This window comes from Enterobacter sp. kpr-6, assembly GCF_900116015.1.
Lineage (GTDB): Bacteria > Pseudomonadota > Gammaproteobacteria > Enterobacterales > Enterobacteriaceae > Enterobacter_D.
Genome location: NZ_FOYH01000003.1, coordinates 77,778 through 95,595 on the forward strand (window position 1 = coordinate 77,778; position 17,818 = coordinate 95,595).

20 protein-coding genes are annotated in these 17,818 nt (G+C 56.8%); 13 read left to right on the forward strand and 7 right to left on the reverse strand.

The genetic code is table 11. From position 1 onward, the window contains the following. Positions 1-80 precede the first annotated feature (80 nt). Positions 81-953, forward strand: a complete 873-nt coding sequence (locus BM373_RS09335; RefSeq protein WP_090461165.1) for a helix-turn-helix domain-containing protein — start codon at positions 81-83, stop codon at positions 951-953. Here the strand turns inward: BM373_RS09335 and BM373_RS09340 are convergent. Next, positions 933-2,099 carry a benzoate/H(+) symporter BenE family transporter gene (locus BM373_RS09340; protein ID WP_090461166.1) on the reverse strand — a complete coding sequence of 389 codons (1,167 nt, stop codon included), beginning with the start codon at positions 2,097-2,099 and terminating at the stop codon, positions 933-935. The two genes, BM373_RS09335 and BM373_RS09340, sit on opposite strands and share 21 nt — an antisense overlap. A 91-nt stretch (positions 2,100-2,190) precedes the next feature. Between BM373_RS09340 and BM373_RS09345 the strand changes: the two genes are divergently transcribed. Both BM373_RS09345 and BM373_RS09350 read left to right on the forward strand, forming a co-directional pair. Further along, on the forward strand, positions 2,191-2,727 hold the full coding sequence (locus BM373_RS09345; protein WP_090461167.1) for a helix-turn-helix domain-containing protein: 537 nt from the start codon (positions 2,191-2,193) through the stop codon (positions 2,725-2,727). Between the two features lie 73 nt (positions 2,728-2,800). Then, on the forward strand, positions 2,801-4,765 hold the full coding sequence (locus BM373_RS09350) for a peptidase U32 family protein (protein ID WP_090461168.1): 1,965 nt from the start codon (positions 2,801-2,803) through the stop codon (positions 4,763-4,765). 92 nt (positions 4,766-4,857) lie between these two features. Here BM373_RS09350 and BM373_RS09355 read toward each other — a convergent pair whose 3' ends face one another. The 3 genes from BM373_RS09355 to BM373_RS09365 are packed head-to-tail and all read right to left on the reverse strand — an operon-like array spanning position 4,858 to position 7,381. After that, positions 4,858-4,986, reverse strand: a complete 129-nt coding sequence (locus BM373_RS09355; protein ID WP_090461169.1) for a DUF2474 domain-containing protein — start codon at positions 4,984-4,986, stop codon at positions 4,858-4,860. Further along, a complete protein-coding gene (gene cydB / locus BM373_RS09360) occupies positions 4,986-5,996 on the reverse strand; it encodes a cytochrome d ubiquinol oxidase subunit II (protein ID WP_090461170.1) in 1,011 nt (336 codons plus the stop codon). The genes BM373_RS09355 and cydB overlap by 1 nt, the downstream gene beginning before the upstream one ends. Further along, complete coding sequence (locus BM373_RS09365) at positions 5,996-7,381, reverse strand: cytochrome ubiquinol oxidase subunit I (RefSeq protein WP_090461171.1); 1,386 nt, start codon at positions 7,379-7,381, stop codon at positions 5,996-5,998. Before BM373_RS09365 ends, cydB begins: the two co-directional genes overlap by 1 nt. A gap of 261 nt (positions 7,382-7,642) precedes the next feature. Here BM373_RS09365 and BM373_RS09370 point away from each other — a divergent pair, with 261 nt between their 5' ends. The 3 genes from BM373_RS09370 (at position 7,643) to BM373_RS09380 (ending at position 9,751) form a co-directional block, all read left to right on the forward strand. Continuing rightward, positions 7,643-7,975 (forward strand): type II toxin-antitoxin system RelE/ParE family toxin, encoded by a 333-nt coding sequence (locus BM373_RS09370; RefSeq protein WP_090461172.1) that lies wholly within the window; start codon positions 7,643-7,645, stop codon positions 7,973-7,975. Between the two features lies 1 nt (position 7,976). Beyond that, positions 7,977-8,261 (forward strand): NadS family protein, encoded by a 285-nt coding sequence (gene nadS, locus BM373_RS09375; RefSeq protein WP_090461173.1) that lies wholly within the window; start codon positions 7,977-7,979, stop codon positions 8,259-8,261. Between the two features lie 80 nt (positions 8,262-8,341). Beyond that, positions 8,342-9,751 carry an aminotransferase-like domain-containing protein gene (locus BM373_RS09380; RefSeq protein WP_090461174.1) on the forward strand — a complete coding sequence of 470 codons (1,410 nt, stop codon included), beginning with the start codon at positions 8,342-8,344 and terminating at the stop codon, positions 9,749-9,751. 61 nt (positions 9,752-9,812) lie between these two features. On the opposite strand, the gene BM373_RS09385 is transcribed toward BM373_RS09380, so the two are convergent. Continuing rightward, positions 9,813-10,079, reverse strand: a complete 267-nt coding sequence (locus BM373_RS09385; RefSeq protein WP_090461175.1) for a hypothetical protein — start codon at positions 10,077-10,079, stop codon at positions 9,813-9,815. Beyond that, positions 10,079-10,558 carry a DUF2778 domain-containing protein gene (locus BM373_RS09390; protein WP_090461176.1) on the reverse strand — a complete coding sequence of 160 codons (480 nt, stop codon included), beginning with the start codon at positions 10,556-10,558 and terminating at the stop codon, positions 10,079-10,081. The genes BM373_RS09385 and BM373_RS09390 overlap by 1 nt, the downstream gene beginning before the upstream one ends. A gap of 474 nt (positions 10,559-11,032) precedes the next feature. On the opposite strand from BM373_RS09390, the gene ydcS reads away from it, so the two are divergent. From ydcS to BM373_RS09420, 6 genes are all read left to right on the forward strand, one after another. Then, complete coding sequence (gene ydcS, locus BM373_RS09395; RefSeq protein WP_090461177.1) at positions 11,033-12,178, forward strand: putative ABC transporter substrate-binding protein YdcS; 1,146 nt, start codon at positions 11,033-11,035, stop codon at positions 12,176-12,178. 3 nt (positions 12,179-12,181) lie between these two features. Continuing rightward, positions 12,182-13,195, forward strand: coding sequence for an ABC transporter ATP-binding protein (locus BM373_RS09400; protein WP_090461178.1), 1,014 nt, complete (start codon positions 12,182-12,184; stop codon positions 13,193-13,195). Position 13,196: 1 nt separating this feature from the next. Further along, positions 13,197-14,138 carry an ABC transporter permease gene (locus BM373_RS09405; protein WP_090461179.1) on the forward strand — a complete coding sequence of 314 codons (942 nt, stop codon included), beginning with the start codon at positions 13,197-13,199 and terminating at the stop codon, positions 14,136-14,138. Further along, on the forward strand, positions 14,128-14,922 hold the full coding sequence (locus tag BM373_RS09410) for an ABC transporter permease (protein ID WP_090461180.1): 795 nt from the start codon (positions 14,128-14,130) through the stop codon (positions 14,920-14,922). Before BM373_RS09405 ends, BM373_RS09410 begins: the two co-directional genes overlap by 11 nt. A 22-nt stretch (positions 14,923-14,944) precedes the next feature. Beyond that, the gene (gene patD, locus BM373_RS09415; RefSeq protein ID WP_090461181.1) at positions 14,945-16,369 is read left to right on the forward strand and encodes an aminobutyraldehyde dehydrogenase; all 1,425 of its coding nucleotides are present in this window, start codon (positions 14,945-14,947) and stop codon (positions 16,367-16,369) included. A gap of 279 nt (positions 16,370-16,648) precedes the next feature. Next, positions 16,649-16,822: a GhoT/OrtT family toxin gene (locus BM373_RS09420; protein ID WP_090461182.1), complete on the forward strand. Its 174-nt coding sequence runs from the start codon at positions 16,649-16,651 to the stop codon at positions 16,820-16,822. On the opposite strand, the gene BM373_RS09425 is transcribed toward BM373_RS09420, so the two are convergent. Next, entirely contained in the window at positions 16,819-17,493 is a 675-nt protein-coding gene (locus tag BM373_RS09425; RefSeq protein ID WP_090461183.1) for a hypothetical protein, read from the reverse strand. The genes BM373_RS09420 and BM373_RS09425 overlap by 4 nt on opposite strands. A gap of 93 nt (positions 17,494-17,586) precedes the next feature. On the opposite strand from BM373_RS09425, the gene BM373_RS09430 reads away from it, so the two are divergent. Next, a complete protein-coding gene (locus BM373_RS09430; RefSeq protein WP_072568518.1) occupies positions 17,587-17,760 on the forward strand; it encodes a GhoT/OrtT family toxin in 174 nt (57 codons plus the stop codon). The last annotated feature ends 58 nt before the right edge of the window (positions 17,761-17,818 follow it).

Consider the following 17,818-nt stretch of genomic DNA (forward strand, 5'->3'; position numbering starts at 1 on the left):
CGCAGAAGGGGACAAACGCTGGTAACCGCCGGGCATCCTCTCTAGACTGAAATTCTTGTTAACCCATTGTTATCGCCGTTATGTCCGAAAACTATCGTGCTTTTGAAAACCTGCGCAAACACAACGCGGTGCTTCATGACTCCGTCGCCCTCAACACCGGTATGCAACTGGCGGCGTGGTCGAACAAGCGCGATCACATCACCCAGTATTGCGATCATCACACCCTGAGCCTGTACATTGCCGACGGCTACGAGAGCTACCACAAAACCAGCAGCGGCTGGAAAAACGGCGGCGGGCCGGACCGGTTTTGTTTAATGCCAAAAGAGAGCGAATCGAGCTGGGATATCCGCGATGATCTGTCGTTTGTGCATCTCTACTGCACCGATGAGCACCTGCGTACTATCGGCGAGCAGGTCTGGGATCGCAGTCCGGCATCATTCAGCCTGAACGAACAGATGTTTGGTGAGGACGCGCAAATCACCGCCCTGTACCGCCATTTTCTGCTCGGCTGCGACTGGCAGCAGCAGGCTAATCAACTGGCGCTCAGCACCGCCTCGACGCTGTTATTAACCCATCTGGTTTCACGCTACACCAACGTGAACTGGCGTCTGCCTGCGGTCACGGGCGGGCTGGCCCCGACGGTGTTACGCAACGTGCTGGGCTATATCGACGCGCACCTCGGCGAACCGCTGACGCTCGACTGCCTGGCCCGCGAAGCGGCGCTCAGTGAATACCATTTTGCGCGCATGTTTCGCCAGTCGATGGGCCTGGCCCCTCATCAGTATGTGATGCAGCGCCGGATGGCGCAGGCGGAGCAACTGGTGCGCCACAGCACGCTGTCGCTGACCGAAATCGCGCTGGCCTGCGGCTTCAACTCTGCCAGCCATTTCAGCAACCGTTTTAAAAGCGTGAAGGGCATGACGCCCTCGCAGTTACGCCCGTCGCGCACCTGAAAACACGGCATAGCAAATTCCCCCGGCAACCAACCCCCAGAATGCCGACCCGACGCCGAGTAGCGTCACGCCGCTGGCCGTGACCAGAAAGGTGACAATCGCCGCATCGCGCTCGCGTTCATTGACCAGCGCCTGATGCAGGCTGCCGCTAATGGTGCCGAGCAGCGCCAGCCCCGCCAGCGTCTGGATCCAGCTTAACGGCAGCGCCGCCATCAGCGCGGTTATCGAACCACCAAAAATCCCGGCAAGCAGGTAAAACACCCCGGCGGCAGCGGCGGCGAGCCAGCGCTTGCTGGCGTCCGGGTGCGCATCCGGGCTTTGGCAAATGGCGGCGGTGATCGCGGCAATGCAGATGGAATAGACCCCGAACACGGAAAACAGTAGCGCCAGCGCGCCGGTAAATATCATCAGCGGTGAAACGGCCACATGAAAACCCGCCGCCTGCATCGTTGCCACGCCCGGCGCATTCTGTGAGGCCATGGTCACGAGGAAAAACGGAACGCCGACACTAATCAGGGTGGTGAAGGTAAAGTGCGGCGCGGTGAATTCTGGCATCACGACGTTGAACGCCAGATTATGCGTGACAACGTCACCTGTAAGCCACGCTGCGAGCGCCCCCACAATCAGAGTGGCGACAATGGCGTAGCGCGGCAGCCACGCTTTACACAGTACCCATGCGAGTAACATACTGCCGCTGATAAGAAAATCCCCATCCAAATGGGTAAAGGCTTGCAGACCAAAACGCAGTAAGATACCCGCCAGCATCGCCGCCGCCAGCGAATGCGGAATGATTTTCATCAGGCGGGCGAATAGCCCGGTGACGCCGCAGAGCACAATCAGCGCGTTGGCGAAGATAAACACGCCTACCGCCTCATTGAGGGTGGCACCGTGCAGACTGGTCGCCAGCAATGCCGCACCGGGCGTGGACCAGGCGGTGAGCACCGGCACGCGGTACCAGAGCGTCAGCGCGAGCGTACTGACGCCCATCGCCAGCCCCAGCGCCGTCATCCAGCACGCGATTTGCGCGCTGCTTGCCCCGACGCCGGAGGCCGCCTGCCAGATCAGGGCAGCGGAACTGGCGTAGCCCACCAGCACGGCGACAAAGCCCGCAAGCGCGGTGGGAAAGGGTACAGAAGAGAGGCGCATTGTTGCTCCTTGTGCGTTATAACGTTCAGGGAAAGTATCACTGGGCGCTATAACGCACAAGAAAGAACGCATTGCCGATACGGGAGAGAAAATGGAACTGGCACACTATTTAGCCGCGACGTTAAAAACCCTGCGCCAGGGGCGCGGCTGGAGTTTGTCGCGTCTGGCAGAAGAAACAGGGGTATCGAAGGCGATGCTTGGGCAGATCGAGCGCAACGAATCCAGTCCGACAGTGGCGACGCTGTGGAAAATCGCCACCGGGCTGAACGTGCCGTTCTCTACGTTTATTGCCGCCCCGGATGCCGCACCGCAACCCTACGATCCCGACCAGCAGGCGATGGTCATCACGCCGCTGTTCCCGTGGGATACGCAACTGCACTTCGATCTCTTTTCCATCACTCTGGCTCCCGGTGCGCAAAGTGAATCCACCCCGCACGAAGCGGGCGTGATCGAACATGTGATTGTGATTTCAGGCCAGCTTGATATGTGTATTGACGGGCAGTGGCAAACGCTGGTGGCAGACAGCGGCGTGCGTTTCGCGGGTGACAAACCCCATGCCTATCGCAACAGCAGCGGGCAAACCGTGCAGTTTCATTCGCTTATCCATTATCCCGCCAGCGTGCGGTGAGAAAGTGTTTTGGTCTGCGGCCCGATATCACTACAATAGCCGCCATTTTGCTCCTCATGGATAATAAGACCCTATGCGCCTGCAACCCCATCATCTTGAACTTTTGAGCCCTGCCCGTGATACCGACATCGCTCGCGAAGCCATTTTGCACGGCGCGGATGCGGTCTATATTGGCGGCCCCGGTTTTGGTGCGCGTCACAACGCCAGCAACAGCCTGGCGGATATCGCAAATCTGGTGCCGTTCGCCCATCGCTTTGGCGCGAAAGTGTTCGTGACGCTGAACACCATTCTGCATGACGACGAACTTGAACCCGCGCAAAAGCTGATTACCGATCTTTATCAGACCGGCGTGGATGCGCTGATCGTGCAGGATATGGGGATTCTGCAACTGGATATCCCGCCGATTGAACTGCACGCCAGTACCCAGTGTGATATCCGCAGCGTCGAGAAAGCCAAATTTCTCTCGGACGTGGGTTTCTCGCAAATCGTTCTCGCCCGTGAGCTGAACTTGCAGCAGATCCATGACATTCACGCCGCCACCGATTCCACCATCGAATTCTTTATCCACGGCGCGCTGTGCGTGGCGTATTCCGGCCAGTGCTACATTTCCCACGCCCAGACCGGGCGCAGCGCCAACCGGGGCGACTGCTCGCAGGCTTGCCGCCTGCCGTACACTTTAAAAGACGATCAGGGCCGGGTGGTGTCGTATGAAAAACACCTCCTGTCGATGAAAGACAACGACCAGACCGCAAACCTGGCGGCGCTGATTGACGCGGGCGTGCGCTCCTTCAAAATCGAAGGGCGCTATAAAGACATGAGCTATGTGAAGAACATCACCGCTCATTACCGCCAGATGCTCGATGCCATTATCGAAGATCGCGGCGACCTGGCGCGTTCCTCCGCCGGGCGCACCGAGCATTTCTTTATTCCGTCTACCGACAAAACCTTCCATCGCGGCAGCACGGATTACTTCGTGAATGCGCGTAAAACCGATATTGGCGCGTTTGATTCGCCGAAATTTATCGGTCTGCCGGTGGGCGAAGTGCTGCGCGTCGGTAAAGATCATCTGGATGTGGAAGTGACCGAGCCGCTGGCGAACGGTGACGGGCTGAACGTGATGATCAAACGCGAAATCGTCGGTTTCCGTGCCAATACGGTGGAGAAAACCGCCGAAAACCGTTACCGCGTCTTCCCGAATGAAATGCCTGCCGATCTGTACAAAGTGAAGCCACACCAGGCGCTGAACCGCAACCTCGATCACAACTGGCAGCAGGCGCTGACCAAAACCTCCAGCGAGCGCCGCATCGGGGTGGATATTGAACTCGGCGGCTGGCAGGAACAGTTGATCCTGACCCTGACCTGTGAAGACGGCATCAGCGTCACCCATACGCTCGACGGTCAGTTTGATGAAGCCAACAACGCGGAAAAAGCCCTGAACCAGTTACACGACGGCCTTGCGAAGCTCGGTCAGTCGCTGTACTACGCCCGCGACATTCAGGTGAATTTGCCGGGCGCGCTGTTTGTGCCGAACAGCCTGCTTAATCAGTTCCGCCGCGATACGGTGGAGTTACTCGATGCCGCGCGCCTTGACCAGTATGAGCGCGGTAGCCGTAAAGCGGTGTCAGTGCCCGCGCCGGTCTACCCGGAAACGCATCTGTCGTTCCTGGCGAACGTTTACAATGCCAAAGCGCGCGAGTTTTACCATCAGTATGGCGTGCAGCTCATTGACGCGGCTTATGAAGCGCACGAAGAGAAGGGCGATGTGCCGGTGATGATCACCAAACACTGCCTGCGTTTTGCGTTTAATTTGTGCCCGAAACAGGCGAAAGGCTCGATTAAAAGCTGGAAGGCGACGCCGATGCAACTGGTGCACGGGGATGAAGTGCTGACCCTGAAATTCGACTGCCGCCCGTGTGAAATGCACGTGGTGGGGAAAATCAAAAACCACATTCTGAAGATGCCGCACGCGGGGAGTGTGGTGGCGTCGGTGAGTCCGGAGGATTTGCTGAAGACGCTGCCGAAGCGTAAAGGGGCATAAGTGTTTTAACCCTCACCCCGGCCCTCTCCCTGAGGGAGAGGGAGGTTTTAGTCCCCTCTCCCTCAGGGAGAGGGTTAGGGTGAGGGTAAAACTCAGTGCGACTTAAACCCCGCTGCATTCATCAGCAGCCGGAACCCCATACTCACTACCCCCAGCGCCAGCACGCTGCCGCCCCAGATCACCACCATCCATAACAGTCGCTTCCACAAAGGTTGTCGCATCAGTGATACCCCTCGCCTGGCTTAACTTTTCCACGGAACACGTAGTAGCTCCAGAAGGTGTACATCAAAATCACCGGGATGATCAGCAGCGCGCCGACCAGCATAAAGCCCTGGCTTTGCGGCGGGGCCGCTGCCTGCCACAGCGTGACTGACGGCGGAATAATATGCGGCCAGATGCTGATCCCAAGCCCGCTAAAGCCCAGGAAAATCAGCCCTAACGTCTGCACAAACGGCCACGAGTGGTGATCCATATTATTCAGGCTGCGCCACTGCCAGACGCTCAGCACCACCACCAGCACCGGCACTGGCAGCAGGAAGAAGATGTTCGGCAGACTGAACCAGCGCTCGGCAATCGCCGGGTGCGCCAGTGGTGTCCAGAGGCTGATCGCCACCGTCACCACAAACAGCGTGACCAGCAACTGCTTCGCCGCCCGGCGCATTTTTTGCTGTAATTCGCCCGCGCTTTTCATCACCAGCCAGCTTGCGCCGAGCAGGGCATACGCCACCACCAGACCCACGCCGCAGAACAGGTTAAACGGGGTCAGCCAGTCCAGCGGCCCGCCGTTGAAAGTGCGATCCGCCACCGGGAAGCCGTTAATCACCGCGCCCACGACCACGCCCTGCGTGAACGTGGCGAGGATCGAGCCGCCGAGAAACGCCTTGTCCCAGAACGGACGGTGCGCGGGCGTGGCTTTAAAGCGGAATTCAAAGGCCACGCCGCGAAAAATCAGCCCGATCAGCATCAGCGTTAACGGAATGGTCAGCGCATCGATGATCACCGCGTAGGCCAGCGGAAACGCGCCAAACAGCCCCGCACCGCCGAGCACCAGCCAGGTTTCGTTGCCGTCCCATACCGGGGCGACGCTGTTAACCATCACGTCGCGGTCGTCTTCATCGCGCACCAGCGGGAACAAAATGCCGATGCCAAGATCAAACCCGTCCATCACGATGTACATCAGCGTGGCGAAGACGATGATCACAAACCAGATTACCGACAAATCGATACCCATTATTTGAACTCCTCGTGGGTGGCGGAGAGAGGACGAGCGGGGCGGCCATCCGTAGGGATTTCATCCAGCGGCTGTGGACCGGCTTTAATCAGCCGCACCATGTAGCTGTAGCCGACGCCAAACACCGAGGTGTAGACCACAAAGAAGGTCAGCAGGCTAATGCTCATCTGCAAATCACCGTGGCCGGAGACGGCATCGATGGTGCGTTGCAGCCCGTAAACCACCCACGGTTGCCGCCCGACCTCCGTTGTCACCCATCCCGCAAGGATCGCAATTAACCCCGCCGGACCCATCCACAGCGCAAAATGCAGGAAGGGCCGCGACTGGTACAGCCGCTGTTTATAGCGCAGCCACAGCGCCACCACGCCAAGCAGCATCATCAGTAATCCCATCGCCACCATGATGCGGAACGACCAGAACACAATGGTGGAATTGGGCCGATTTTCTTTCGGGAACTCTTTGAGCGCGGGTACCTGCTTATCGAAACTGTGGGTCAGGATCAGGCTGCCGAGCGCCGGGATTTCCAGCCCGTAACGGGTACGTTCTTCTTCCATATCGGGAATGCCGAACAGCAGCAGCGGCGTGGCTTCACCCGGTTTATTTTCCCAGTGGCCTTCGATGGCGGCGATTTTCGCCGGCTGATGCTCAAGGGTATTCAGGCCGTGCATATCGCCGATCATCGCCTGAATCGGCGCGACGATTAGCGTCATCCACAACGCCATTGAGAACATGGTGCGAATGGCGGGCGAATTATTGCCGCGCAGCAGATGCCAGGCCGCCGATGCGCCGACAAACAGCGCGCTACTGAGAAACGCCGCAATGGTCATGTGCAGCAGGCGGTAGGGGAAGGACGGGTTAAAAATAACGGCGAACCAGTCCACCGGGATCACCTGGCCGTTGTGGATCTCAAAGCCCTGCGGGGTGTGCATCCAGCTATTAGAGGCAAGGATCCAGAAGGTGGACATCAGCGTGCCGAGCGCCACCATACAGGTGGCAAAAAAGTGCAGGCCGGGACCGACTTTGTTCCAGCCAAACAGCATCACACCGAGGAATCCGGCTTCGAGGAAAAACGCCGTCAGCACTTCATAGGTCAGCAGCGGGCCGGTAATACTGCCCGCAAACTGGGAAAATCCGCTCCAGTTGGTCCCAAACTGATAGGCCATTACCAGGCCTGAAACCACCCCCATCCCAAAATTCACGGCGAAAATTTTCGACCAGAAATGGTACAGCGAGCGCCACACCGGATTGCGGGTTTTGACCCACAATCCCTCCAGCACCGCCAGATAGCTGGCAAGGCCGATGGTGATCGCCGGGAAAATAATATGAAAAGAAACCGTGAAGGCGAACTGGATCCTCGCCAGGTGAAACGCATCAAGACCAAACATACACACCCTCTGATATACCGCTGTTAGTGTTAATGGTAATGAGCCGGGCAACAAACGTGCAGACGCAGATCCCCGATATTTTATGATAACAGTTTAAGATTTATGGCAGATTGCATTTAACTGATATAGTAAGCGGCCAATGTGAGGCTAGGGTAAGTTTAGGTTAAGGAAATGTAAGTGCGAGAAACGGGCACGGATATTATATAAAGTGTACTTAGTACTCGTTGAGGTGTACTCTGTCACCAGACAAGGAGGTCAGTTTTGAATCATGCGACAGAATTTATTGAAACGCCCATGTTCACGCGCCAGATAAAGCAGATAGCCACGGATGATGATCTAAAGGAACTACAACGGGAGCTGATTGAAACCCCCGATAAAGGCGATCTAATCCAGAATACAGGCGGTCTGAGAAAAATCCGGATGGCAACAGGCACACAGGGAAAAAGCGGCGGGGCCAGAGTAATTTATTTTCTGGCGACAAAAGAGATCATCTGGCTGATTATGGCTTATCCCAAAAACGTCAAAGACAGCCTGAGCGATGCAGAAAAGGCAGAGCTTAAAAAACTGACCCGGTTACTGAAAGATGAGGTATGACATGAATTTTTTTGATGAGTTAAAAACCTCGCTTGAAGAGGCAGTTGATATCAAAAATGGGACTAAAGTATCACCCCGCGTCACACGCTTTAAAATTGCTGATGTTAAGGCTATCCGAAAACATCTCAATGTCTCACAAAGCGAAATGGCAAAAGCGCTGGGAACCAGCGTTGATACGATCAAAAGCTGGGAGTCTAAAAGACGTAATCCCACCGGCCTTGCGGCAAAAGTCCTCGCCGCCATCCAGGCAAATCCTGCGTTTTACCGTGAACTGGCTGAGCACTAAAGCCCGATGCTTAAGATTAACCGCGCCCGCTTATGCGGGCTTTTGTTTTCCTAATCCCGCCCGACAAACGAAAAATGACGATGAAAAAATACCAGCGGCTGGCGCAGCAAATCATGGAGCAGATTGACCGGGGCGTGTGGCAGGCAGGGGACCGGCTGCCGTCGTTGCGCGAGCAGGTGCGGCACAGCGGGATGAGCTTTATGACCGTCGGCCACGCCTATCAGTTACTGGAAAGCCAGGGGCGGATCATTGCCCGTCCCCAATCCGGCTATTTTGTCGCGCCGCGCCCGGTTGAGCGTCAGCCCGCACCGCCCGCGCAGGTGATGCGCGATGAAGCGGTCGACATCAACACCACCATTTTTGAGATTTTGCAGGCCAGTTGTGACGCCCGCGTGCTGCCGTTTGGTTCGGCATTCCCCGATCCGCATCTCTTTCCCCAGCAGCAGCTTAACCGCTCGTTAGCCAACATCAGCAAAACCGCCACCGCGATGAGCGTGATTGAAAATCTGCCGCCGGGCAATGCCGCGCTGCGTCACGCCATCGCCCGGCGCTATGCCCAGCAGGGGATGACCATTTCGCCGGATGAGATCGTGATCACCGCCGGGGCGCTGGAGGCGTTAAACCTCAGTTTACAGGCGGTGACCGAGCCGGGCGACTGGGTAATTGTTGAGAATCCCTGTTTCTATGGCGCATTACAGGCGCTGGAGAGGCTTAAATTAAAAGCGCTGTCGGTGGCAACCGACGTCACCGAAGGCATCGATCTGGACGCGCTGGCCCAGGCGCTGAATGAGTATCCGGTCAAAGCCTGCTGGCTGATGACCAACAGCCAGAATCCGCTCGGCTTTACCCTGAGTGCGGCGAAAAAGGAGCGGCTGGTGGCGTTACTGGCGGCGCACAACGTCACGCTGATTGAGGATGACGTCTACAGCGAACTCTATTACGGGCGGGAAAAACCGCTGCCCGCCAAAGCCTGGGACACCCAGGATATGACGCTGCACTGCTCGTCATTCTCAAAATGCCTGGTCGCCGGGTTCCGCATCGGCTGGGTCGCCGCCGGAAAACACGCCCGCCGCATTCAGCAACTGCAACTGATGAGCACGCTCTCGACCAGTTCCCCGATGCAGCTTGCGCTGGTGGATTACCTCTCCACCCAGCGTTACGACGCCCATCTCAGGCGTCTGCGCCGCGCGCTGGCCGAGCGTAAACAACTGGCATGGCAGGCGCTACTGCGCCATCTGCCGCCGGAAGTGAAGATCCATCACAGCGACAGCGGCTATTTTTTATGGATTGAACTGCCCGCACCGCTCGACGCCGGGGCGCTGTGTGAACAGGCGCTGGCGCACCACATCAGCATCGCACCAGGGAAGATGTTTTCCACCTCTGACGCCTGGGTACCGTTTTTCCGTTTCAACACCTCGTGGGGCTGGGGCCATCGCGAAGAACAGGCGGTGAAATTGCTGGGTGAGTTGATTTACAACGAACTGAATTAATTAAACGGGATATTCTTATTCTTTGAATATCCCGTTCTCTTTTTTAATGGTGTAATAAGCGTCACTTATTGACCGGCAAAGATCTTGTATTATTTCGGTGAAAATAAAACGCAATCCCGGCGATCAAAAGGGTGGTCGTTGTGACAGACAGGATCATAAGAGCCATTATGTAGCAATCATACCACTCAACTTCAGTGACAAAACCATAATGTTCGGTATATATATCGTAAAGCCAAATATCAGGTGCAATTGCACAATAAAAAGAATAAACCACAACCAGTAGAGCCAGCTCGCTCAACCATATTACTACAGCTGTTTTTGCTTTCATCAATTTACCTGTATGATTCCGAATGCTTTTAGTCCTGGCCTAATTGATACCGGGGCCGTGTTCAATAGTGCGTGGAGTAAGGTTCTGTAATGCGCGTGACTGTAAAGCGTAATACAGCCTTCACTAATTCCTGACGTCCCGGCGGGATGAAGGCGAAAGGCCCCGCGCCTGACATCTTTAATAAAGGTAAAGTCATCTAATTGCCCATCATCGCGATAGAGGGCAAACCAAAAGTCACGATTTGAGCCGCTTTCAAGCTCTTTAATCATATCATGCCAGCGAGAACCCAGTCCGCCACGGGGTCGGCTGACAATGTAATATCTTCCAGGTGGTAACGGCCCCTTTTTACTTTGGCTAATCGAATCTGGATTATTTCTATGCATCCCAGCCTTTCCTGAATAAGCGGGAAAAAAGCCCACTCCCGGACAGTTTAGGGTTGACATTTGCCCGCCATTTAAATGAAAGCTGCATGTTAACATTATTACAATCCTTGAGAATGTTCCCGCGAAGGTTGTTTAAGCAGTGTAAAAAATTGCTATGGTGTGAAGTTGTGAATATAAAAACGTGAATTAATAGGGGCTTTTACCGGGAGGTGCTATCCATTTTGTGCTATGTAAATTATTAATCAATTAATGAGATTTCTCTGTTTTAAAATAAAAATAACCACTATCAATATTTCAACGATAAGAGAAATGATGAGAAATCAATATGTGGCCTATTCTCGTTATTGTTTACCCTGGCTTTATTTCCACTATTCATATGAAATATGAATAGCAACACAAACTAACTCTACGTTCGTAACCCCTTGTCTATACTCCGAAAGAGGGTAATGCGCAGTCTGTCACAACCTGAGCAAAATTTTTCTGCCGCTTTGAAGCGCAATCTACCTTTATTAAAGGAGATATTTTTACGGCACGGCAGCCGCTCATTTCTTTGCGACAGGAGTAAACCGTATGAGCAATAAATTTGCCCGAGGCTGCCTGTGTTCGCTCGGCATGACTCTGGTGGCTGCACACGCCGCTGAACCGCTAACGTCCATTGGCAAAGGCGAAGGGCGGCTGGATATTATCGCCTGGCCGGGGTATATCGAGCGCGGTCAGACCGACAAACAATACGACTGGGTAACGCAGTTCGAAAAAGAGACCGGCTGCGCGGTGAATGTGAAAACCGCCGCCACCTCCGATGAAATGGTCAGCCTGATGGCGAAAGGCGGTTACGATCTGGTTACCGCCTCCGGTGACGCCTCGCTGCGCCTGATCATGGGCAAGCGCGTCCAGCCGATTAACACCGCGCTGATTGAAAACTGGAAAAGCGTCGATCCGCGCATGGAAAAGGGCGACTGGTTTAATGTGGGCGGTAAAGTCTACGGCACACCGTACCAGTGGGGGCCGAACCTGTTGATGTACAACACCAAAACCTTCCCCACCGCGCCCGATAGCTGGAAAGTAATCTTCGAAAAACAGGATCTGCCGGACGGCAAAAGCAATCAGGGCCGCGTGCAGGCTTACGACGGGCCGATTTATATCGCTGACGCCGCGCTGTATGTCAAAGCCACCCAGCCGAATCTCGGCATTAACGATCCCTACCAGCTCACGGAAGAACAGTACCAGGCGGTGCTGAAAGTACTGCGCGATCAGCACGGGCTGATCCACCGCTACTGGCACGACACCACCGTGCAGATGAGCGATTTCAAAAACGAGGGCGTAGTGGCCTCCAGCGCCTGGCCGTATCAGGCGAATGCGCTAAAGGGCGAAAATCAGCCGGTTGCCACCGTCTTCCCGAAAGAGGGCGTCACCGGCTGGGCTGACACCACCATGCTGCACGCCGACGCTAAACACCCGAACTGCGCCTACAAATGGATGAACTGGTCGCTGACGCCAAAAGTGCAGGGCGACGTGGCGGCCTGGTTCGGATCGCTGCCTGTGGTGCCGGAAGGCTGTAAAGCCAGCACCTTACTGGGTGAAAAAGGCTGCGACACCAACGGTTACGGCTTCTTTGACAAGATCGCCTTCTGGAAAACTCCGGTAGCCGAGGGCGGGAAGTTCGTGCCGTACAGCCGGTGGACGCAGGATTACATCGCGATTATGGGTGGCCGCTAATCTATGACCTTTGCCGTAGAGTTTCAGGACGTGTCGCGCTGGTATGGCGATGTGCGTGCCGTGGATGGCGTCAGTCTGGCGGTGAATGACGGGGAATTTTTCTCGATGCTGGGGCCGTCCGGCTCCGGCAAAACCACCTGCCTGCGGCTGATTGCCGGGTTTGAACAGCTTTCCGGCGGGACGATCCGCATCTTCGATAAAGAAGCCAGCGGGCTGCCGCCGTGGGAGCGCGACGTTAATACCGTTTTTCAGGATTACGCGCTGTTCCCGCACATGTCGATTCTGGATAACGTCGCCTACGGGCTGATGGTGAAAGGCGTCGATAAAAAACAGCGTCATGCCCGCGCCCGCGAGGCGCTGGAAAAGGTGGCGCTCGGATTTGTGCACACGCGTAAGCCGTCGCAGCTTTCCGGCGGCCAGCGTCAGCGGGTGGCGATCGCCCGCGCGCTGGTTAACGAGCCGCGCGTCCTGTTGCTCGACGAACCACTCGGCGCACTGGATCTCAAGCTGCGCGAGCAGATGCAGTTCGAGCTGAAAAAACTGCAACAGGATCTGGGCATCACCTTTATTTTCGTCACCCACGATCAGGGCGAAGCGTTGTCGATGTCCGACAGGGTGGCGGTGTTCAACAACGGGAAAATTGAGCAGATCGACACCCCGCGCGAACTCTATCTGCGCCCGCGCACGCCGTTTGTCGCGGGCTTCGTCGGCACCTCCAACGTTTTTAGCGCTGAACTTTCCGGCACGCTGTGCGGAATGCAGGGCATCTACTCCCTGCGCCCGGAACATATCCGGCTGAACGAGGCGGGTGAAGTGCAGGTGCAGGGCGTGGTGCAGGCGGTGCAGTATCAGGGCGCGGCTACGCGGTTTGAGCTGAAGCTGCCCGGTGGCGAAAAGCTGCTGGTCAGTCAGGCCAATTTGTCCGACGCGCATCTGCCGCCGCTGCTGCAACCCGGTCAGACGGTGCAGGCCGCCTGGTCACGCGCCGCGATGGTGCCGTTGACGAGCGAGGGGTGAGATGACGATGAGCCTCTCCCACCTCCCGCCAGCAGGCAGGCTTTCGCGCCTGTCGGGACTGTTCTGGCGCAGGCCAAAACTGGGCCTGTTTTTACTGCTGGTGCCGCCGCTGATGTGGTTTGGCGTGGTTTATTTCGGATCGCTGCTGACGCTGTTATGGCAGGGGTTTTACACCTTCGACGATTTCACCATGTCAGTGACGCCAGATCTGACGCTGGCAAATCTTAAGGCGCTGTTTAACCCGGCCAACTACGACATCATTTTGCGCACCCTGACCATGGCGATTGCGGTGACCATCGCCAGCGCGATTCTGGCGTTTCCGATGGCGTGGTTTATGGCGCGCTACACCAGCGGCAAGATGAAAGCCTTTTTCTACATCGCGGTGATGCTGCCGATGTGGGCGAGCTATATCGTCAAAGCCTACGCCTGGACGCTGCTGCTGGCAAAAGACGGCGTGGCGCAGTGGTTCCTGAATCACATGGGATTGCAGCCGCTGCTGGCGGCGTTTCTTACGCTTCCTGCGGTGGGCGGCAGTACGCTCTCTACTTCTGGCGTCGGGCGTTTTCTGGTGTTCGTTTATATCTGGCTTCCGTTCATGATCCTGCCGGTGCAGGCGGCGCTGGAGCGTTTACCGGCGTCGCTGTTACAGGCCTCGGCGGATTTAGGCGCAAAACCGCGCCAGACCTTCCGCTACGTGGTGCTGCCGCTGGCCATTCCGGGCATTGCCGCCGGATCGATTTTCACTTTTTCACTGACGCTCGGCGACTTTATCGTGCCGCAACTGATAGGCCCGCCGGGGTATTACATCGGCAATATGGTTTATTCCCAGCAGGGGGCGATTGGCAACATGCCGATGGCGGCGGCGTTCACGCTGGTGCCCATTGTTTTGATTGCACTTTATCTGGCGTTCGTGAAACGTCTGGGAGCATTCGATGCACTCTGAACGCGCACCCTGGTTCCTGAAAATCGCCGCCTGGGGCGGGGTGATCTTTCTGCATTTCCCCCTCGCGATTATTGCCATCTATGCTTTTAATACCGAGGACGCGGCATTCAGCTTTCCACCGAAAGGCCTGACGCTGCACTGGTTCAGCGTAGCGGCCTCGCGCGGGGATATCCTCGACGCCGTGACGTTGTCACTTAAAATTGCGGCGCTGGCCACGGTTATTGCCCTGATACTTGGCACGCTTGCTGCAGCGGCATTATGGCGCAGCGATTTTTTTGGCAAAAACGCCATTTCGCTGCTGCTGTTACTGCCGATTGCGCTGCCGGGGATTATCACCGGGCTGGCATTACTGACGGCATTTAAAACGGTGAATCTGGAACCGGGATTTTTAACCATCGTGATCGGTCACGCGACCTTTTGCGTGGTGGTGGTGTTTAACAACGTGATCGCCCGCTTCCGGCGCACGTCATGGAGTCTGGTGGAAGCCTCAATGGATTTGGGTGCGAACGGCTGGCAGACCTTCCGCTATGTGGTGCTGCCGAATTTAAGCTCGGCGCTGCTGGCGGGCGGGATGCTGGCGTTTGCGCTGTCGTTTGACGAAATCATCGTCACTACCTTTACCGCCGGGCATGAACGTACGCTGCCGCTGTGGTTGCTTAACCAGTTAGGTCGCCCGCGCGACGTGCCGGTGACCAACGTGGTGGCGCTGCTGGTCATGCTGGTGACAATGCTGCCGATTCTGGGGGCCTGGTGGCTCACCCGCGAGGGCGAAACCGGGAAATAACTGACCTTTAAAGGACAACGCTATGCAACATCAACTGTTAATTAATGGTGAACTGGTAAACGGCGAAGGCGAGATGCAGACGGTTTATAATCCGGCGACCGGCGAGGTGTTGCTTGAGATTGCGGAAGCCTCTGCCGCGCAGGTGGATGCCGCCGTGTGCGCGGCTGACAGCGCCTTTGCTGAATGGGGCCAGACCACGCCGAAAGCCCGCGCCGAAGCGCTGCTGAAACTCGCGCAGGCGATTGAAGACAACGCGGAAGAATTCGCCAGGCTGGAATCACTCAACTGCGGCAAACCGCTGCACTGTGCGTTAAACGATGAGATCCCGGCGGTGGTCGACGTGTTCCGCTTCTTTGCGGGGGCAGCGCGCACGCTCAACGGCCTTGCCGCCGGAGAATATCTCGAAGGGCACACCTCGATGATCCGCCGCGATCCGGTGGGCGTAGTGGCCTCTATCGCCCCCTGGAACTACCCGCTGATGATGGCGGCCTGGAAGCTCGCGCCTGCGCTGGCGGCGGGCAACTGTGTGGTGATTAAACCCTCTGAAATCACGCCGCTCACCGCGTTCAAACTGGCGGAACTGGCTAAAGACATTTTCCCGGCGGGGGTACTCAATGTGCTGTTCGGGCGCGGTAAAACCGTGGGCGATCCGCTGACCGGGCATGAAAAAGTGCGCATGGTGTCGCTAACCGGATCGATTGCCACCGGCGAGCACATCATCGCCCATACCGCGTCGTCGGTGAAACGCACCCATATGGAACTCGGCGGCAAAGCGCCGGTGATTGTGTTTGACGATGCGGATCTCGACGCGGTGGTGGAGGGCGTGCGCACCTTCGGCTACTACAACGCCGGGCAGGACTGTACCGCTGCCTGCCGTATTTACGCGCAAAAAGGTGTTTACGATGCGCTGGTGGAAAAACTCGGCGCGGCGGTAGCCAGCCTGAAGATCGGCTCACCGGACGATGAATCTACCGAACTGGGGCCGCTCAGTTCCGCCGCACATCTGGAGCGTGTCGCCAGCGCGGTGGAGAACGCCAAAGCGCTGCCGCATATCAAGGTGATCACCGGAGGAAATAAGCACGACGGCGCAGGGTACTATTACCAGCCGACGCTGCTGGCGGGCGCGAAGCAGGAAGACGCGATAGTGCAGCGCGAAGTGTTCGGCCCGGTGGTCAGCGTGACGCTGTTTGACGACGAGGATCAGGTGCTGGCCTGGGCCAACGATTCGCAATATGGCCTGGCGTCGTCGGTATGGACCAAAGACGTGGGCCGCGCGCACCGCATGAGCGCGCGTTTGCAGTACGGCTGCACCTGGGTTAACACCCACTTTATGCTGGTCAGCGAAATGCCGCACGGCGGGCAAAAACTCTCAGGCTACGGGAAGGACATGTCGGTGTTCGGGCTGGAGGATTACACCGTGGTGCGCCATGTCATGATCAAGCACTGAGGGTGTGACGGGTATCGCCCCGGTGAAAGGGGAATGCGGGGATAATGTTTCCCCTCACCCCGGCCCTCTCCCCTGGGGAGAGGGGGAAAGGCGGGTTCGTGCTCGCTCTGTTCCCTCTCCCCTGGGGAGAGGGGGAAAGGCGGGTCCGCGCTCGATCTGTTCCCTCTCCCAGAGGGAGAAGGGCAAGCCCGCGCTCGATCCGTCCCCTCTCCCTCAGGGAGAGGGCCAGGGTGAGGGTGAAAACATACCCGATTTACCGCGCAGGGAGCGCATTCCATAATGACTCTGTATCTGAAGTTACTGATTTTCTACATGGTGATGGCGGTCATTTGCGGCGTCATCACCTGGTTTCTCACCAAAGACAAACTCTGGGTACGGCTGGTAGCGGCCATTCTGGTCGGGCTGACCTGGCCGATGAGTTTCCCCATGGCGCTGCTGGTCTCGCTTTTTTAAGCCACCGCCGTTGCATCACTCCAGTTGTAATTGACCATCGCCAGTTTCAGTGGCGCATTCACCTCGCCAAAGCGGGCGTGTTCCCGCGATGCAAAAAACTCCCGCAGAGATGGCGGCATGCGTTCAGTGTCATAACGCAACAGCGTGCTGTGCCAGAACGGAGGCGGCAGCGGGGTGCCTGCGTAGCGCTTCGCCAGCGCATCGGCCCAGGGGCTGGCGAGCAGGGCGGTGACGAAGGCTTCCCGGCTGGCGAGACTCGCGGCATCCGGCGTTCCCGCCAGTAAAAGCTGATCGGGAAGCGCGACGAGGCGCAAATCACCAATCGTTACCTCAAGCGGCGTAATCGCCGCAAACGCATCGGTCAGGCTGGCAATGTCGACGGGCGGCACCCTGTCCGGGTAAATCGGGCCTGAGATAGCCAGAAAGGTAAAATGTAGCGAGGTCAGCGGCATCACATCCGCCAGCGGATCGTCACCGGTTAGCGCATACAGATCCTGCAACAGCGCGGCGATGGCGGGCGTTACCGTCGGGGTGATCCCGGTTGCCAGAGCGAACTTGTCTTTGGCATACCGCTCAGTCGTGCGCCGTGCCCCGGTATCAGGATGCGCAGCCCATGCTGAACGGGTGCGGAGGTTGGTGTCGTCATAGAGCCGGTTAAGGCTGTCTGTCATGGAAAACGCTCCTGTTTTAACCGCAAAACTTGATTAATATCAATAAACCATGCATATTGCGCGCGTTTTATCCTTAATGAGTGACTCGCAGGCATGACGCTTTATCAAAAAATGTTGGCTTTCTACGCTGTGATGGCCGCTATCAGCGCGCTGATCACCTGGTTTTTATCGAAAGATCGCAAACGCATCCGTTTTCTCAGCGCTTTTCTGGTCGGTTCGACCTGGCCGATGAGCTTCCCCGTCGCGCTGCTGATTTCCCTTTTCTAAGGGATTCAACGGCCTGTGTCAAAAGCGTGATCGCTTAGTCTTTAATCAAAACGACGTT

Bases quoted from the DNA above. Each gene is read 5' to 3' on its own strand.
- BM373_RS09335 (WP_090461165.1), top strand. From the start codon at position 81: ATGTCCGAAAACTATCGTGCTTTTGAAAACCTGCGCAAACACAACGCG.
- BM373_RS09340 (WP_090461166.1), bottom strand. From the start codon at position 2,099: ATGCGCCTCTCTTCTGTACCCTTTCCCACCGCGCTTGCGGGCTTTGTC.
- BM373_RS09345 (WP_090461167.1), top strand. From the start codon at position 2,191: ATGGAACTGGCACACTATTTAGCCGCGACGTTAAAAACCCTGCGCCAG.
- BM373_RS09350 (WP_090461168.1), top strand. From the start codon at position 2,801: ATGCGCCTGCAACCCCATCATCTTGAACTTTTGAGCCCTGCCCGTGAT.
- BM373_RS09355 (WP_090461169.1), bottom strand. From the start codon at position 4,986: ATGCGACAACCTTTGTGGAAGCGACTGTTATGGATGGTGGTGATCTGG.
- cydB (WP_090461170.1), bottom strand. From the start codon at position 5,996: ATGGGTATCGATTTGTCGGTAATCTGGTTTGTGATCATCGTCTTCGCC.
- BM373_RS09365 (WP_090461171.1), bottom strand. From the start codon at position 7,381: ATGTTTGGTCTTGATGCGTTTCACCTGGCGAGGATCCAGTTCGCCTTC.
- nadS (WP_090461173.1), top strand. From the start codon at position 7,977: ATGAATTTTTTTGATGAGTTAAAAACCTCGCTTGAAGAGGCAGTTGAT.
- BM373_RS09380 (WP_090461174.1), top strand. From the start codon at position 8,342: ATGAAAAAATACCAGCGGCTGGCGCAGCAAATCATGGAGCAGATTGAC.
- BM373_RS09385 (WP_090461175.1), bottom strand. From the start codon at position 10,079: ATGAAAGCAAAAACAGCTGTAGTAATATGGTTGAGCGAGCTGGCTCTA.
- BM373_RS09390 (WP_090461176.1), bottom strand. From the start codon at position 10,558: ATGTTAACATGCAGCTTTCATTTAAATGGCGGGCAAATGTCAACCCTA.
- ydcS (WP_090461177.1), top strand. From the start codon at position 11,033: ATGAGCAATAAATTTGCCCGAGGCTGCCTGTGTTCGCTCGGCATGACT.
- BM373_RS09400 (WP_090461178.1), top strand. From the start codon at position 12,182: ATGACCTTTGCCGTAGAGTTTCAGGACGTGTCGCGCTGGTATGGCGAT.
- BM373_RS09405 (WP_090461179.1), top strand. From the start codon at position 13,197: ATGACGATGAGCCTCTCCCACCTCCCGCCAGCAGGCAGGCTTTCGCGC.
- BM373_RS09410 (WP_090461180.1), top strand. From the start codon at position 14,128: ATGCACTCTGAACGCGCACCCTGGTTCCTGAAAATCGCCGCCTGGGGC.
- patD (WP_090461181.1), top strand. From the start codon at position 14,945: ATGCAACATCAACTGTTAATTAATGGTGAACTGGTAAACGGCGAAGGC.
- BM373_RS09420 (WP_090461182.1), top strand. From the start codon at position 16,649: ATGACTCTGTATCTGAAGTTACTGATTTTCTACATGGTGATGGCGGTC.
- BM373_RS09425 (WP_090461183.1), bottom strand. From the start codon at position 17,493: ATGACAGACAGCCTTAACCGGCTCTATGACGACACCAACCTCCGCACC.
- BM373_RS09430 (WP_072568518.1), top strand. From the start codon at position 17,587: ATGACGCTTTATCAAAAAATGTTGGCTTTCTACGCTGTGATGGCCGCT.